10 protein-coding genes are annotated in these 14548 nt (G+C 73.1%); 2 read left to right on the forward strand and 8 right to left on the reverse strand.

The window, feature by feature from the left end; all coding sequences use genetic code 11:
• Positions 1-41: 41 nt before the first annotated feature.
• Positions 42-692 carry a TetR/AcrR family transcriptional regulator gene (locus ACZ3X1_RS22170; protein ID WP_467280693.1) on the forward strand — a complete coding sequence of 217 codons (651 nt, stop codon included), beginning with the start codon at positions 42-44 and terminating at the stop codon, positions 690-692.
• Between the two features lie 102 nt (positions 693-794).
• Here ACZ3X1_RS22170 and ACZ3X1_RS22175 read toward each other — a convergent pair whose 3' ends face one another.
• From ACZ3X1_RS22175 to ACZ3X1_RS22210, 8 genes are all read right to left on the reverse strand, one after another.
• Positions 795-1874 (reverse strand): Zn-dependent alcohol dehydrogenase, encoded by a 1080-nt coding sequence (locus tag ACZ3X1_RS22175; RefSeq protein ID WP_467280694.1) that lies wholly within the window; start codon positions 1872-1874, stop codon positions 795-797.
• 71 nt (positions 1875-1945) lie between these two features.
• Positions 1946-3358 (reverse strand): aldehyde dehydrogenase family protein, encoded by a 1413-nt coding sequence (locus tag ACZ3X1_RS22180; protein ID WP_467280695.1) that lies wholly within the window; start codon positions 3356-3358, stop codon positions 1946-1948.
• A gap of 98 nt (positions 3359-3456) precedes the next feature.
• Positions 3457-4923 (reverse strand): CitMHS family transporter, encoded by a 1467-nt coding sequence (locus ACZ3X1_RS22185; RefSeq protein WP_467280696.1) that lies wholly within the window; start codon positions 4921-4923, stop codon positions 3457-3459.
• Positions 4924-4996: 73 nt separating this feature from the next.
• Complete coding sequence (locus tag ACZ3X1_RS22190) at positions 4997-7195, reverse strand: molybdopterin-dependent oxidoreductase (RefSeq protein ID WP_467280697.1); 2199 nt, start codon at positions 7193-7195, stop codon at positions 4997-4999.
• A gap of 169 nt (positions 7196-7364) precedes the next feature.
• Positions 7365-7985 carry a TetR/AcrR family transcriptional regulator gene (locus tag ACZ3X1_RS22195; RefSeq protein ID WP_356810908.1) on the reverse strand — a complete coding sequence of 207 codons (621 nt, stop codon included), beginning with the start codon at positions 7983-7985 and terminating at the stop codon, positions 7365-7367.
• Positions 7986-8020: 35 nt separating this feature from the next.
• A complete protein-coding gene (locus ACZ3X1_RS22200; protein ID WP_467280698.1) occupies positions 8021-9385 on the reverse strand; it encodes a hypothetical protein in 1365 nt (454 codons plus the stop codon).
• A gap of 256 nt (positions 9386-9641) precedes the next feature.
• Positions 9642-10460, reverse strand: coding sequence for a cupredoxin domain-containing protein (locus ACZ3X1_RS22205; RefSeq protein ID WP_467280744.1), 819 nt, complete (start codon positions 10458-10460; stop codon positions 9642-9644).
• A gap of 98 nt (positions 10461-10558) precedes the next feature.
• On the reverse strand, positions 10559-12916 hold the full coding sequence (locus ACZ3X1_RS22210; RefSeq protein WP_467280699.1) for a right-handed parallel beta-helix repeat-containing protein: 2358 nt from the start codon (positions 12914-12916) through the stop codon (positions 10559-10561).
• Positions 12917-13146: 230 nt separating this feature from the next.
• On the opposite strand from ACZ3X1_RS22210, the gene hmgA reads away from it, so the two are divergent.
• Positions 13147-14490 carry a homogentisate 1,2-dioxygenase gene (gene hmgA, locus ACZ3X1_RS22215; RefSeq protein WP_362625703.1) on the forward strand — a complete coding sequence of 448 codons (1344 nt, stop codon included), beginning with the start codon at positions 13147-13149 and terminating at the stop codon, positions 14488-14490.
• The last annotated feature ends 58 nt before the right edge of the window (positions 14491-14548 follow it).

A 14548-nucleotide genomic window follows, 5' to 3' on the forward strand; every position in this document is an offset into this window, starting at 1 on the left:
GCACCGGTAGTTTTTCAGGGGCAGGCCCTACTATGTGGCGCATGGCCAGACCGCGCAAGCCCCTTCTCAGCCGGGACCGGATCGTCGAGGCGGCCGGGGCGCTCGTCGACGCGGAGGGGCTGGAGGCGGTGTCGACCCGGCGGCTGGCGGCCGCGCTCGGCGTCAGCGGGCCCTCGCTCTACAACCACTTCCGCACCAAGGACGAGATCCTGGACGCGGTGGCGGACGCGGTGAGCTCGCGAGTCGACTTGTCGATGTTCGACGGCGGGCAGGACTGGCGGGCGTCCCTGCACGCGTGGGCGCACTCGTACCGGGACGCCCTCGCGGACCATCCCAACATCGTGCCCGTGCTGGCCCGCGGTCCCGGGCGACGCCCGGCCGGGCTCCGGCTGGCGGACGCGGTGTTCGGCGCGATGACGCAGGCCGGGTGGCCGGCGGCGCAGGCGACCCGGATCGGTGCGCTGATGCGGTACTTCATCCTGGGCTCGGCGGTGGCTTCCTTCGCCCGGGGTTTCGTCGACGACCGAGCGGCGTACGACCCGGCGGACTACCCGCACCTGGGCCAGGCCCACCTGCTGGCGGAGCGGCAGCGCGAGGTGGACGAGGGCGCGTTCGAGACGGGCCTGGAGGCGCTGCTGGACGGCCTGGCCCTGCAGTACGAAGCTCTGACGCACGCGAACCGGGGCGCCTGAGCCGGCCGGGCCGGCCTGCCGGCGCGGCCGGTTCATCCGGCCCCAGCCCGGCATGACCCGGCCCGGAGCCCGGCATGACCCGGCCCGAGCGACAGGGCTCCCCTAGAAGACGACGAGGGAGCGGCCGCCCTGGCCTGCCAGCATGGCGTCGAACGCGGCCGGGATGCCGTCGAGGGTGATGCGGTCGGTGACGAGGGCGCCCAGGTCGAGGCGGCCCGTGCGGACGTGTTCGGCGATCACCGGCAGGTCGCGGGCGGGGTCGCTGTTGCCGTAGACGCAGCCCGTGAGGGTGCGGGCGAAGTGGAAGATCTCCAGGGCGTGGAAGGTGACCTGCTGCTCCTTGCCGCCGATGCCGACGACCGTGGTGCGGCCGCCGCGGCGGGTCGACTCCCAGGCGCCGCGGATGGTGTCGGCGCGGCCCACGCACTCGACGGCGACGTCCGCGCCCTGCCCGCCGGTCAGCGCACGGATCTGCCGGGCGGTGGTGTCCGAGGCGAGCACGAAATCGGTGGCCCCGGCGGCCCGCGCCAGTTCCTCCTTGGCCGGCGAGACGTCGACGGCGACGACCGGGCCCGCCTGCGCGATCCGGGCGGCCTGGAGCGCGGCCAGGCCGACCCCGCCGACTCCGAAGACGGCCACCGACTCGCCCGGGCGGACCTGGGCGCTGTGGTGGACGGCCCCGTAGCCGGTGAGGACGGCGCAGCCGAGCAGGGCGGCCTCGGTGAGCGGGATCCCGGCGGGTGCGGGCAGCACGCAGTTGGCCGCGACGACGGTCTCCTCGGCGAAGGCGGCCACGTTCAGCCCGGGGTGCAGTGCCGTGCCCTGCGTGTCGTGTGCGTAGATGTCACCGACCCCGGCGAGCGCCGTCGCGCAGAGCCAGACCTCGCCGATGGTGCAGTGGTGGCACTTCCCGCAGGACGGGGCCCAGTTGAGCACCACGCCGTCGCCGGGGGCGACGTGGGTGACGCCTTCACCGACGGCGAGGACCGTGCCGGCGCCCTCGTGGCCGAGGACGGCGGGCACGGGGACCCGCATGGTGCCGTTGGTGAGGGAGAGGTCCGAGTGGCAGACGCCGGCCGCGGCCAGCCTGACGCGGACCTGCCCGGGGCCGGGATCGGGCAGCACGATCTCCCTTATCTCCAGCGGTGCTCCGACGGCGGGCAGGATGGCGGCGCGGACCATGGGCGTCGTCTCGACTTTCCGGTGCTGGGGCGGCTTCGGCTTGTTCGTCTGGTTCGGCGTGTTCGGCGTGTTCAGAACTGCAGGGACTTTGTCTGGAGGTACTCCGCCAGGCCGTGGGGACCCAGCTCGCGGCCGACGCCCGACTGCTTGTGGCCGCCGAAGGGCGCGAGGATGTTGTAGCGGCCGCCGTTGATGTCCACCTGCCCGGTGTCCATGCGGCGCGCGAAGGCCGCGGCCGTCTCCTCGTCCGCGGCCCAGACGGCGCCGCCCAGGCCGTAGACGGTGCCGTTGGCGATGCGCAGGGCCTCCTCCTCGTCCTCGTAGGCGAGGATCGACAGCACCGGGCCGAAGATCTCCTCCTGCGCGATGGTCATGTCGGGGGTCACGTCGGCGAACACGGTCGGAGCGACGAAGTACCCGTGCTCGTACGGCGCGTCCGGCCCGCCGGCGACCAGGCGCGCGCCCTCCTCCACGCCCTTGGCGATGAAGCCGCGGACGCGCTCGTGCTGCTTGGCGTTGACGACGGGGCCGACGCGGGTGCCCGCCGTGCGGGGGTCGCCGACGGGGTGGTCGGCGACGGCGGCGACCGCCAGCGCGACGGCCTCCTCGTACTGGTCCCGGTGGACGAGCATCCGGGTGAGCGCGTTGCAGCTCTGGCCGGTGTTGTTCATGACGTGGCCGACGCCCGCGGCGACGGCCTTGGGCAGGTCGGCGCCGGGCAGGATGACGTTCGCCGACTTGCCGCCCAGTTCGAGGGCGACGCGCTTGACGGCCGCGCCGGCGGTGGCTCCGACCTGCTTGCCGACGGCGGTCGAGCCGGTGAAGGAGACGAAGTCGACTCCCTCGTGGGCGGCCAGGGCCTGGCCCGCGACCGGGCCGGTGCCGGTCACCAGGTTGAAGACCCCGGCCGGGATCCCCGCCTCATGCACGGCTTCGGCGAAGAGCTGTGCGGTCAGCGGGGTGTCCTCCGCCGGCTTGAGGACGAGGGTGCAGCCGGCGGCGAGAGCGGGTGCCACCTTTGCAACGATTTGGTAGAGCGGGTAGTTCCAGGGCGTGATGGCCCCGACCACACCGACCGGCTCCATCAGGACGGTGGAGTTCCCGATGCGCTCCTCGAAGGCGTACGAGGCGGCGAGTTCGATGTAGGAGGAGACGACGGCGATGGACGAGCCGACGTGGACCGCCTTGGCGAAGCCGAGCGGGGCGCCGAGCTCGGCGGTGACGGTCTGCGTCAACTCGCCCTTGCGGGCTTGCAGCGCGTCGCGGAGTGCGCCGATCAGGGCGGCCCGCTCGGCCGGCGGCGTGGCCGCCCAGCCGGGCAGGGCCGCACGGGCGGCGCGTACGGCCGCGTCCACGTCCTCTTCGTTGCCGGCCGGGACCTGGGCGATGACCTCTCCGTCGGCGGGGTTGACGACCTCGATCCGGCCGGTTCCGACGGCGGGCCGCCATGCGCCGTCGATGTACATCCCGTCCTGGGCCTTCATGGCATTCCTCCCGAGTACCGCACGTGCGCGTGGATCCGACCTCCCCGCCACCCTACAAACTAGCGGCGGTAGTTTTTGTCGGCCAGGGGCTGTCGGAATCAGATGATGCCGAAAAGCATTCCTGCCGCGAGGACGACGAGCGAGGTGAGGGCCGCCCACTTCACGGTGAAGCGGGTGTGGTCGCCGAACTCGACCCTGGCCATGCCCACGAGGACGTACACGGCCGGAACCAGCGGGCTCGACATGTGCAGCGCCTGGCCGACGAGTGAGGCGCGGGCGATCTCGAGCGGGGAGACCCCGTGGGCGGCGCCGGCCTCGGCCAGGACGGGCAGGACCCCGAAGTAGAAGCCGTCGTTGGACATGAAGTAGGTGAGCGGCAGGCTGAGCAGGCCGGTCACCAGTGCCATGTGCGGGCCCATGCCCTCGGGGATGGCGCCGACCAGCCAGTCGGCCATGTGCTTGACCATGCCCGTACCGGTGAGGACCCCGGTGAACACGGCGGCGGCGAAGACCATGCCGGCGACGTTGAGGACGTTGTCGGCGTGGGCGGCGATCCGGGCCCTCTGGTCGGGCATGTGCGGAAAGTTGACCGTGAGGGCGAGGGCGGCGCCCAGCAGGAACAGCACCGGGATGGGCAGCAACTCAGTGATCATCGCGGCGAGGAGGGCGACGGTGAGGCCGGCGTTGAACCAGTAGAGGCGGGGCCGCAGCGTGGGCCGGTGGGGGTCGAGGCCCTGGAACCCGTCCTCGGGGGCGACGCCGGGGCCCGCGGCAGGAGTGGGGGTGGAAGTCGAGGGCGCAGCGGGCGCCGGCCCGTCGGCCGCCCCCGCCGCGGTGGAACCGGCGGAACCGGCGGAAACCGACTGGGCGCCGCTCCCGGCGGCGGCCCCGACCAGCTCCTCTTCGACGTCCTCGACGTCCCCGGGGGCTGTCCGGCCGGGCAGCGTCAGCATTCCGACGCGACGGCGTTCCCGCAGGCCGAGGAAGTACGCCAGGGCGAACACGAAGAGCAGACCCACCGCGAGGGCCGGGATCATCGGGACGAAGATGTCGGCGGCGTCGAGTTTGAGGGCGGTCGCGGCGCGGGCCGTGGGGCCGCCCCAGGGCAGGGTGTTCATCACGCCGTTGGCCGTGGCCGCGACGCCCGTCATGACCACCAGGCTGAGGCCGAGCCGCTTGTAGAGCGGGTACATGGCGGAGACGGTGATCATGAAGGTGGTCGATCCGTCGCCGTCGAGCGAGACGATCGCGGCGAGGACGGCCGTGCCGACCACGACGCGCACCGGGTCGGCCTTGCAGAAGCGCAGAATGCCCCGGACGATCGGGTCGAAGAGGCCGACGTCGATCATCAGGCCGAAGTAGACGATGGCGAACATCAGCATGGCGGCGGTCGGTGCGAGCTTGCCGACGCCTTCGATGACGTAGTCGCCGAGGTGTGCGCCCTTTCCGGCGAACACGCAGAACAGTGCGGGGATGAGGACGAGCGCCGCGATGGGCGACATTTTCTTCATCATGATCAGGACCAGGAAGGTCGCGATCATGGCGAAGCCGAGGAAGGTCAGCATGGGGGGAAGGTAGGTGCCGCCTCCTTTCGCCAACAAGACGTCGACGCGTGAGCAATACGAGCAAAACCCCAGCTCAGGGCAAGGGTGTCAGCTCGACGGGGAAGGCGTTGAGCACGGCAGTGCCGGAGAGCCGGTCGAGCCGGGTGCCGTCGAGGAGCTGGTTGACGTTGGCTCCGGGCGCGGCGGACGCCACGCCGAGGCGGGCGCCGGCGCGGTCGTGGCCCCAGCCGTGCGGGAGGCTGACCACTCCTGTGCGGACGGCGTCGGTCACCTCGACGGGGACCTCCAGGCTTCCGCCGTCGGCGGCGATCCTGGCCCGCCCCCCGTCGGTGAGACCCAGCCGGGCCGCGTCCTGCGGATGGACGTGGAGGGTGCACCGGTTGGAACCTCCGGTGAGGGCCGGGACGTTGTGCAACCAGCTGTTGTTGGACCGCAGGTGGCGGCGGCCCACGAGCACCAGGGCGGCGGGACGGTCGGCGAGCGTCGCCCGCAGCGCGGGGAGCTCGGCCGCGATCGGATCCGGGAGCAGCTCGATCCTGCCGCTGCGCGTCCTCAGCACCTGCGGGAGCCGGGGCCGCAGCGGGCCCAGGTCGATGCCGTGCGGCGCCTTCAGCAAGTCCTCCAGGCCCAGCTCGTACGGTCCCAGACGCAGCATCAGGTCCAACCTCCGCTCCGGACCGGTGCCACCCGTCAACCGGAGCGCCTGCGCGGCCGGGTCGGCGCCGTGCAGCGGCGAGTGCGCGTCGGTGACGGCCCGGGCGAGGGTGTCGACGATGACGCGCTCGTCGACGGCCTCCGGCGGGGCACCGTGCAGCCCTGACACGGCGAGGATCAGGCGCGCGTGGATCTCGCACTCGTCCATCCGCCCCTCCTCCAAGGGGATGGCGGGCGGCGAGTAGCGGGCCTGGTTGCGTACGGCGAAGGCGTTGAACGCGAAGTCGAAGTGCGCGCTCTGCGCGGGCGGCGGCGGGGGCAGCACGACGTGGGCGTGACGGGAGGTCTCGTTCAGGTACGGGTCGACCGAGACCATGAAGTCGAGGCCGGCCAGCGCCCGGTCGAGGCGGTCGCCGTCGGGTGCGGAGAGGACGGGGTTGGCGGCGATGGCGATCAGGGTGCGGATCCGCCCCTCCCCCGGCGTTTCGATCTCCTCGGCCAGTGCCGCGATGGGCAGTTCGCTCTTGGCCTCGGGGTGGCCGCTGACCCGGCTGTGCCAGCGGCCCACCGTGAAGCCCTTGCCGGGACCGGCCGGCCGGGGGGTGCGGTCCGTGGCGGAGAGCGGGAAGAGGGCTCCGCCGGGCCGGTCGAGGTTGCCGGTGAGGATGTTCAGTACGTCGACGAGCCAGCTGGCGAGAGTGCCGTGCTCGACGGTGCAGCTGCCGATCCGCCCGTAGACGACGGCGGTGGGCGCGGCGGCGAGCTCGCGGGCGAGGCTGCGGATCTCGTCGGCCGTGAGGTCGCAGGCGGGTGCGACGGCCTCAGGAGTGAAACTCGCGAGGGCGGCGCCGAGTTCCCCGAGTCCTTCGACGTGTTCCTCCAGGCCGCCGGGGGCGGCGAGCCGCTCGGCGAGCAGGGTGTGCGCGAGGGCGGCGAGCAGGAGCACGTCACTGCCGGGGCGCGGTGCGAGGTGCAGGTCGGCGAGGGCGGCCGTGCGGGTGCGGCGCGGATCGACGACGACGAGGGTGCCGCCGCGGGCGCGCAGGGCTTTGAGCCGGCCGGGGAAGTCGGGGGCCGTGCAGAGGGAGCCGTTGGACTCGACCGGGTTGGCACCCAGGAGCAGCAGGAAGTCCGTCCGGTCGAGGTCGGGGACCGGGATGGCCAGGGGGTCGCCGAAGAGGAATCCGCTGGAGACGTGTTTGGGCATCTGGTCGAGCGTGCTGGCGGTGAAGAGGTTGCGGGTGCCGAGGGCCTTGAGGAGGAGCGGCGGGTAGAGGGCGCCGGCCATGGTGTGCACGTTCGGGTTGCCGAGGACCACGCCGACGGACTGGGGCCCGTACTCCCGGACCAGGTCGGGTACGGCGGCGGCGATGGCGTCGTAGGCCTCCTCCCAGGTGGCCTCTTGGAGCCGGCCGTCACGGCGGACGAGGGGGGTGCGCAGGCGGTCGGGGTCGGCGTCGATCTGCCCGAAGGCGGCGCCCTTGGGGCAGATGAAGCCGCGGCTGAAGACGTCGTCGCGGTCTCCGCGGGCGCCCGTGACCGTGGTGCCTTCAATGGTGAGGGTGAGGCCGCAGGTGGCCTCGCAGAAGGGGCAGATGCGCAGGGCGGTGCGGGGCATGGGCCCTCCAGGGCGGCGGCAGGCGGCGGGACGGGCTTGCGGGGAGCACCGAGCATACCGACCGGTAGGCACGGTGGCGAGGGCGTGCGCGGCGGCGGCACGCGGGGAAGGCGGGGGCCGGCGCCCGGAAGGAGGCGGTGGGCCCGGGAGCGGGTGCGGAAGCGCGGGCTCAGTCGAGTACGCGGGCCAGGTACGCGTGCATCATCGCGCGGGTCTCGGCGACGATGCCGGGGTCCCCGGCCGGGTCGGTGCGGAAGGCCAGTTGGATCAGCGCGTCGGTCGCCTCGACGGCGACGAGGACCGCGCGCTCCAGCGTGGCGTCGGGGGTCAGGCCGAGATGCGCGGAGAGCAGTTCGGTCAGCCGGGCGGCGACCTGGTGGTTGGGGTCGCCTTCGGGGTCGTCGGCCGGCGGCGCGGGCACGCCGAAGTCGACGAGCGCGAAACCGGGCACGCCGCGCTTCATCGCCAGGTACTCGTCCAGTACGGCGTCCACCACCGGCCGCCAGTGGGTGGCGGGGAGGCCGGCGAGGCGGTCCGCGATGCCTTCGGCGTAACGGTCCAGGTTGCGGTGGGCGAGGGCGATGGCCATGGCCCGCTTGTTGCCGAAGAAGCGGTAGACGGAGCCGATCGGCACTCCGGCGCGCTGGGCGACGGCGCGGGTGCTGAGGTTCTCGTACCCGGTCTCGTCGAGCAGTTCGGCGCAGGCGTCGAGGATCCGGGCGAGGCGGTCGGCGCTGCGCTGCTGGATCGGCGCACGGCGCAGGGAGTGGGCGGGAGGCACGGGGTCCATCATGCCGCTCCTCGCTTCCGGGGCGGGCGGGGGCCTCAGTTCAGCAGGAGGCTGAGGCCCCCGATCGTGTAGGTGATCATCAGCGTGAGCAGCGGCAGCTGTCCGGCCACCGCTTTCGCGGGCGGGAAGAGGCGTACGGAACGGTCGTGGGCGGCGACCACACCGAGGACGTGGCCGGTGACGACGGCGATGACCTGAAGGGCGGCGAGGCCGCCGGAGCCCAGCGGTGGAGCGGGTTCTGGGGCGTTGTCAGTGCCGAGTGCCATGCTTACTGTGCGTGGTCCTTCGACTACCAGGAGGGAGAAGTAGTGGGCGATGAGATAGCCGAGGGCGATCGGCACGAGTGAGTGCGCGAAGGCGGTCAGCGGGCCGGGGTGCGGGCCGCTGACGAGGCGGGTGGCCGCGGCGCACGAGCAGTAGAGGGCGGCGACGAGGGCGATGGAGCCGAGCAGTCCGAGTGTGGCCGTAGGGGTGCGGCCGAGGGGGGAGGTCTGAAGGGTGTTGATCCAGGAGGGGTTGTCGGAAAAGCCGTCGTATGCGGTGGATCCGAGCAGGACGCAGACGGTGGCGACGAGTCCGGGCCGCTCGGGCGTCGCGTCGAGTCCGTGGAAGGGGTTGCGCAGGGCGAGGCGGCCGTCACCGCGGCGGCCGAGGGGGGAGAGGCGGGCGAGGAGGGCGGAGTACGCCTCGAAGGCGTCGCCGTCGGTGAACCAGCTCTCGCCGTAGCGGGCGGCGAGCAGCATGTGGGCGGTGGTGTAGGTGGCGAGTGCGATCAGGAGGGTGGTGGTGGATGCGGGATCAGGTGCGACGAGTTCGAGCCAGGTGAAGGCGAAGAGCCCGGCGGCAGCGGGCCACAGCCCGAGCCGGGCGGGGAGGGGGTGGTGGCCGGTACCGGGGCGGCGCAGGGCCCTGGAGAGCAGGCGGTGCAGGGCGCGCAGCGGGTTGAGCAGGCGCCAGACGGGGCCGAGGAGGAGGGAGGCGGGCACGAGTCCGACCCAGAGGAGGACGTAGACGGCTCCGGGAGCGGGGTTGCGCGCGGGGTCGTCGGGACCGAGGAGGAGGTGGAGCAGGACGAAGAGCGCGGCGGCGAGTCCCAGCCCGCGCAGGGTGGTTCGGGTGGCCGGCGCGTCGGCCACCCGCTGGAGGGCGCCGGGCAGGGCGAGGCCCGAGTGCTCTCCGCGGAAGCGGGATGTGGACCAGAGCAGGCCGAGCGCGAGGAAGGAGACGAACAACGCGGCGAAGGCCCCGGCGAAGGCGTAGAAGGGAGAGATCGGCAGATCGTGCTGGGAGCCGATGCCGTGCGCGAGCGCGGTGAGCGGTTCGGCCGGGTGTAGGACCACGCCCTGGCCGTGGCCGGTCGCCGGGGAGGTCCCCGGCCCGAGCGGGCCCGCGCTCACCATCGGACCGCCGGCCGCCGCATGCCGCCGTCGGCGGGCCGGCCGTGCCCGCCGTGCCCGGACGGCCCGACGACGGGGCGCGCGGACCGCCGTGGGGGCCGGAGCCCGGCCCGGCGCCCCGACGCCGCGCGCTCGGCGATGGGCGGTATCCCGGCCGGCACCCGTAGCCGCAGCTGCAGCAGCAGGGGGGCCGGCGTGGGGACAGGGGGCTCGGCGGGCTCGGCGGAGTCGGCGGGGCCGGGACGGGGGTGGCGGGCGGTCATCGGACGAGGAGTTGGGTCAGGACGAGGTCGGACTCGTGGGTCTCGACCTCGAAGAGGCCCGTGCGGTCGGCTGTCAGGATCAGGATGGCCTCCTGGTCTGCGGGCAGGGCGAGTTCCTTGTCGTAACCGTGGACGTGCAGGGTGTCCGCGCGGTCGCTGGTGACGCGCAGGGCGACGCGTTCGCCGCGCCGCAGCTCGGTGCGGGCCGGGGCGGGGCTGACCTTGCCGTCCCGGACCGTGATGGTGACCGTGCGGTCCGCCTGCGCCTGGCCCGGCGTCGGTGACTGCGTGGGCGGGGAGCCGCCGTGGCTGTGGCCTCCGGACCGGCCCGGTGCGGGGGCGGTGAGCTGTGACGTGCCCTCGACGGCCTTGCCGGACACCGCCCAGGCGGTGTGGTCGTCCCCGTAGAGGCGGACGGTCAGGGTGTGCGCGCCTTCGGGGACCTGCGCTGCGGGCAGGTGGAACCAGGGGCCGTACAGCCGGGCGACCTTGCGTCCGTCGAGTTCCAGGTGGGCGTGGCCGGCGCCCGGGAGGGCGGCGCCGCCGGTGCTGTCGGGTGTGAAGCGGAAGTTCTTCACGCTCAGTTGGAGGTTCCATCCGTCCTCGGAGTCCGGGCGGACGGCCAGCTGGACTTCCGGGGCGCCCTCGGCCGGGACCTCGCGGAGTTTGTGGCCGGCCGCGTCGGCGGCGGGGAGCAGGGTGCCGACGCTGCCGGAGGCCTGCTCGTGGCTGGTGCCGGGCTTGTGGTGGGTGGTGGCCTGCCCGCCGCAGCCCGTCGCCGCGCCGCCCGCGAGGAGCAGGGCGAGGGTGAGCAGGGCCGCGCGGCGGGCGGTTCGGCGGTACGCCGCCCCGCGGGCCGCGCGGGGCGGCGTACCGCAGACGTCGCACGGGGTCCGGTGGTGGGGCCGGTCGGTCACGTCTGCCCTCCGGTGGCCTTGGGCGCCTGCGGGTCCGGAGCCCTGTCGGCCGGGACGGGCGGAACGGGCGGGTCGTCCCCCTCGCGGGTGGCGGCCTCGCGGGTGGCGGCGTCCGGGCCGGTGGCCACGTCCGAGCCGCGGGCGGCATTCGGGCCGCGGGCAGCATCCGGGCCGCGGGCAGCATCCGGGCCAGAGGTCGCGCCCGAGCTGGGGGCCGCGTCCGGGCAGGGGGTGGCGGCCGGGCCGGAGGTCGGGCCCGAGCCGGAGGTCGCGCCCGAGCTGGGGGCCGCGCCCGAGCTGGGGGCCGCGGCCGGACGGGGGGTGGCGGCCGGACGGGGGGTGGCGGCCGGGCGGGCCGAGGCCACGACTGCCCACAGGATCCAGACCACGGCCACCAGGGACCGCACCCAGGCGGGGCTCAGGGGGGTCCACGGGATCATGAGGACGGCCTTGTCGAAGGCGTCCAGCAGGGTGAGTCCGGCCAGCAGCAGGGTCAGGCGAGCCAGCCAGGGGCGGGTGGGGCGCAGCACCAGGCCGGCGCCCGCCCACCACAGGCCGAGCATCAGCAGGGCGAGCGCCGGGACGAAGGTGGCGGTCAGGGGCATGGTGGAGCCGGCCACGTCCAGGGCCAGGCCCGCCAGCCCTACCAGTGTGGCGGCCGTGCCCAGGCGGGAGCCGCGCAGGCGGCGCCACCACAGGACGCCGCCGACCAGGAGCAGCACGGCGGCCACGGCCAGGGCGAGCTGGGTCTCGACCCGTTCCGGTCCGCGCGCGCCGTACCAGTCGCAGCCGGCCGGGAGTTTGCGCGCCTGGACGTTGTAGTCGGCGCAGACGAGGAGCTGGACCAGCTTGACCGGCTCGCCGACCAGGCGGGCCGACGCACCCGAGACGGCGCCCCGTCGTTCGCCGCACCGCGGGACCGCGCCCGGGGTGGAGCCGTCGGGGCCGTCCTGCCAGCAGTTGCCGCTGCCCTGGCCGTCCCACCACACGTCCATGCCGTTGGGGCGGGAGGCGCCGGACCTGTCCTTGCCGAGCACGTTGCCGGCGTACCGGTTGTGGTGGGAGGTGTCGGTCTGCTTCGACCATGCGTCCTCGCCGCGGATGAAGGCGGGGACGGCACTGAGGAAGAAGCCGGCGCGCTCGTGCCCGTAGACCCAGTTGTCCTCGTAGAGGTTCCAGTTGCCGCCCGCGGTGATGATGCCGGTGCCCGGTGGCATGGAGATCTGCGGGCAGACGACGCCGCGCTCGTAGCCCCGCTCGATCGGAGGCTTGGCGCAGGTTCCGTCGGCGACGTGGCGGTAGTAGTCCTGGTTGTTGTCGTGGATCAGGTTCCGCTGGAACTTGGCGTGGTTCTGCGGGAGTCCGGGGTGTCCGGGGAAGGCGCTGTCCATCGAAGCGCCACCCATGTTGTGGTCGAACTCGTTGTCGTGCACCCACACCGAGTCGCCGGCGGTGCCTGAGTAGCCCACCATGTTGTGGTGGCTGCGGCAGCCGGTGATCTCGATGGAGTAGCGGGGGACGTCGTAGCCGCGGCCGTCGTTGATGTCGGACGCGCTGCCGGGGTAGATGCCCGAGTCGCCGTTCCCGTAGGACTCGCAGTTCTTGTAGAGCCCGTGGTCGCTGGCGAAGGTCAGGAAGCCGTACTCGTCGTTCCAGCGGGTCAGCACGTCGTCGATGACGAAGCCGTCGGCGGCGAGGACGTACAGCGAGTTGAAGGTGGTGCGCTGGGCGGTGAAGTTGCGGAAGTAGACGCCGTCGGACTTGTCGGCGCGGATGGCGTTCAGCTTCTGGTACTTGGCGTCGATCACCACGTCGAGCCGGGACGCACCGGTGCCCTCGATCTGCAGGTCCTTCTTGCCGAGGACGGCGACGAGGTTCTGGTTGTGCCGGCACTGCGCCTGCTGCTCGTACGACAGGATCTGGTAGCCGAGTGCGGAGTCGGGTGCCTCGAGCGCGGCGCACTCCCCCGTCGGTGTGGGCAGCGAGGGCTCCTCCTCGTAGAGGCCCGGGAGGATCGCGATGTTCATCCCGGGGCGGTCGACGGCGTCGACGGCTTCCTGGATGTGGCGGAACCCGCTCTTCTCGCACCGCTCGTACAGGGCGAGGTTGCGGGTCCTGAGCTCCTCGGGGAAGGCGGATATCCGGCGTTCGAAGGCCGGCCGGTCCGTCTTGCAGACGATGAGGTCGGGGTCGGCCTTGCGGTACTCCGGGACGGATCCGGAGCCGTCCGGGAAGGTGACCGGGCGCTCTTCGTGTGCGCGGGCCTCGGGCGCGGCGGCGAAGAGTGACAGGAGGGCGAGGAGGGCGGCCAGGAGCGCCGCCGGCACGGCAGGGAACCTGCGGGTCCACGACATGCGCGTGAGAGTAGAGCAATGTTCATCTTTTGTGAGCCCCCCGGGAGCGAATCCGCATCCCCTCCCGGCCGCCCCACGCCCCTTCCTCCCGGATCCCGCCGTTTCCTCCCTCTCCACCCGGGCCTTCCGCCGCCGCGCCACCCCCGGACGCCCGAAGGACGCCGTTGACGCGCGGGCCGCGGAATCCTACTGTCGACCATAGGATTCCTTCGACGGAGCGGGAGCAGCACATGAGCGAGCAGGCCGACAGCGCGCACGCCGGCAGCGAGCAGGCCAGGAAGACGGCCGAGGCACTGGAATACCTCACCGGCTTCGGCAACGAACACAGCTCCGAGGCCGTCCCCGGCGCCCTGCCGCTCGGCCGGAACTCGCCCCAGCGCGCACCCCTCGGTCTTTACGCCGAGCAGCTCAGCGGCAGCGCCTTCACCGAACCCCGCAGCCACAACCGCCGCTCCTGGCTCTACCGGATCCGCCCCTCGGCCGCGCACCCGCCCTTCACCCGGATCGACAACGGAACCCTGCGCAGCGCGCCCTTCACCGAGGCGCCCGCGGACCCCAACCGGCTGCGCTGGAACCCGCTGCCCGATCCGGCCCCCGGCACCGACTTCCTCGCCGGCCTGTGGACCCTCGGCGGCAACGGCGACGCGACCCAGCGCACCGGCATGGCCGTCCACCTCTACGCCGCCAACGCGTCCATGACCGACAGGGTGTTCAGCGACTCCGACGGCGAGCTGCTGATCGTCCCCGAGCGCGGCGGCCTGCTCCTGCGCACCGAGCTGGGCCTGCTCACCGCCCGTCCGGGCGAGGTGGCGCTCGTTCCGCGCGGCGTCCGCTTCCGCGTCGAGCTGCTGGACGCCGACGCCCGCGGCTACGTCTGCGAGAACTACGGCCAGCCCTTCGTCCTGCCCGACCTGGGCCCGATCGGCGCCAACGGCCTCGCCGCGGCCCGGGACTTCCGCGCCCCGGTGGCCGCCTACGAGGACGTCGAGCGCCCCACCGAAGTGATCAACAAGTTCTGCGGCAACCTCTGGTCGGCCACCTACGGCCACTCGCCGCTCGACGTGGTCGCCTGGTACGGCACGCACGTCCCGTACGTCTACGACCTGCGCCGCTTCAACGTCCTGGGCACGATCAGCTACGACCACCCGGACCCGTCGATCTTCACCGTCCTGACCTCGCCCTCGGACACCCCGGGGCTGGCGGGTGTGGACTTCGTGGTCTTCGCGCCGCGCTGGCTGGTCGGCGAGGACACCTTCCGTCCGCCGTACTTCCACCGCAACGTGATGAGCGAGTACATGGGCCTCATCGAGGGCGCCTACGACGCGAAGGCGGAGGGCTTCGTCCCCGGCGGCGGCTCGCTCCACAACATGATGTCCGCGCACGGCCCCGACCACGAGACCTTCGACAAGGCCAGCGCCGCCGACCTGAAGCCGCAGAAGATCGACGACGGTCTGGCCTTCATGTTCGAGACCCGCTGGCCGATCACCGCGACCGCCCAGGCGGCCGGCGCGGACCACCTCCAGCGTGGTTACGACGACGTGTGGCAGGGTCTGCAGCGCCACTTCCGCGCCTGACCCGCACTGCATACCCTGCATGCGCCGCACGTCAGCACCGTCCAGCCGTTCGGAGATC

It is taken from the genome of Streptomyces sp. NPDC023541, assembly GCF_055559995.1.

Excerpts from the sequence above, each read along its gene's own strand:
- ACZ3X1_RS22175 (WP_467280694.1), bottom strand. The coding sequence starts at position 1,874 with ATGGTCCGCGCCGCCATCCTGCCCGCCGTCGGAGCACCGCTGGAGATA.
- ACZ3X1_RS22195 (WP_356810908.1), bottom strand. The coding sequence starts at position 7,985 with ATGGACCCCGTGCCTCCCGCCCACTCCCTGCGCCGTGCGCCGATCCAG.
- ACZ3X1_RS22180 (WP_467280695.1), bottom strand. The coding sequence starts at position 3,358 with ATGAAGGCCCAGGACGGGATGTACATCGACGGCGCATGGCGGCCCGCC.
- ACZ3X1_RS22210 (WP_467280699.1), bottom strand. The coding sequence starts at position 12,916 with ATGTCGTGGACCCGCAGGTTCCCTGCCGTGCCGGCGGCGCTCCTGGCC.
- hmgA (WP_362625703.1), top strand. The coding sequence starts at position 13,147 with ATGAGCGAGCAGGCCGACAGCGCGCACGCCGGCAGCGAGCAGGCCAGG.
- ACZ3X1_RS22200 (WP_467280698.1), bottom strand. The coding sequence starts at position 9,385 with ATGGTGAGCGCGGGCCCGCTCGGGCCGGGGACCTCCCCGGCGACCGGC.
- ACZ3X1_RS22170 (WP_467280693.1), top strand. The coding sequence starts at position 42 with ATGGCCAGACCGCGCAAGCCCCTTCTCAGCCGGGACCGGATCGTCGAG.
- ACZ3X1_RS22185 (WP_467280696.1), bottom strand. The coding sequence starts at position 4,923 with ATGCTGACCTTCCTCGGCTTCGCCATGATCGCGACCTTCCTGGTCCTG.
- ACZ3X1_RS22190 (WP_467280697.1), bottom strand. The coding sequence starts at position 7,195 with ATGCCCCGCACCGCCCTGCGCATCTGCCCCTTCTGCGAGGCCACCTGC.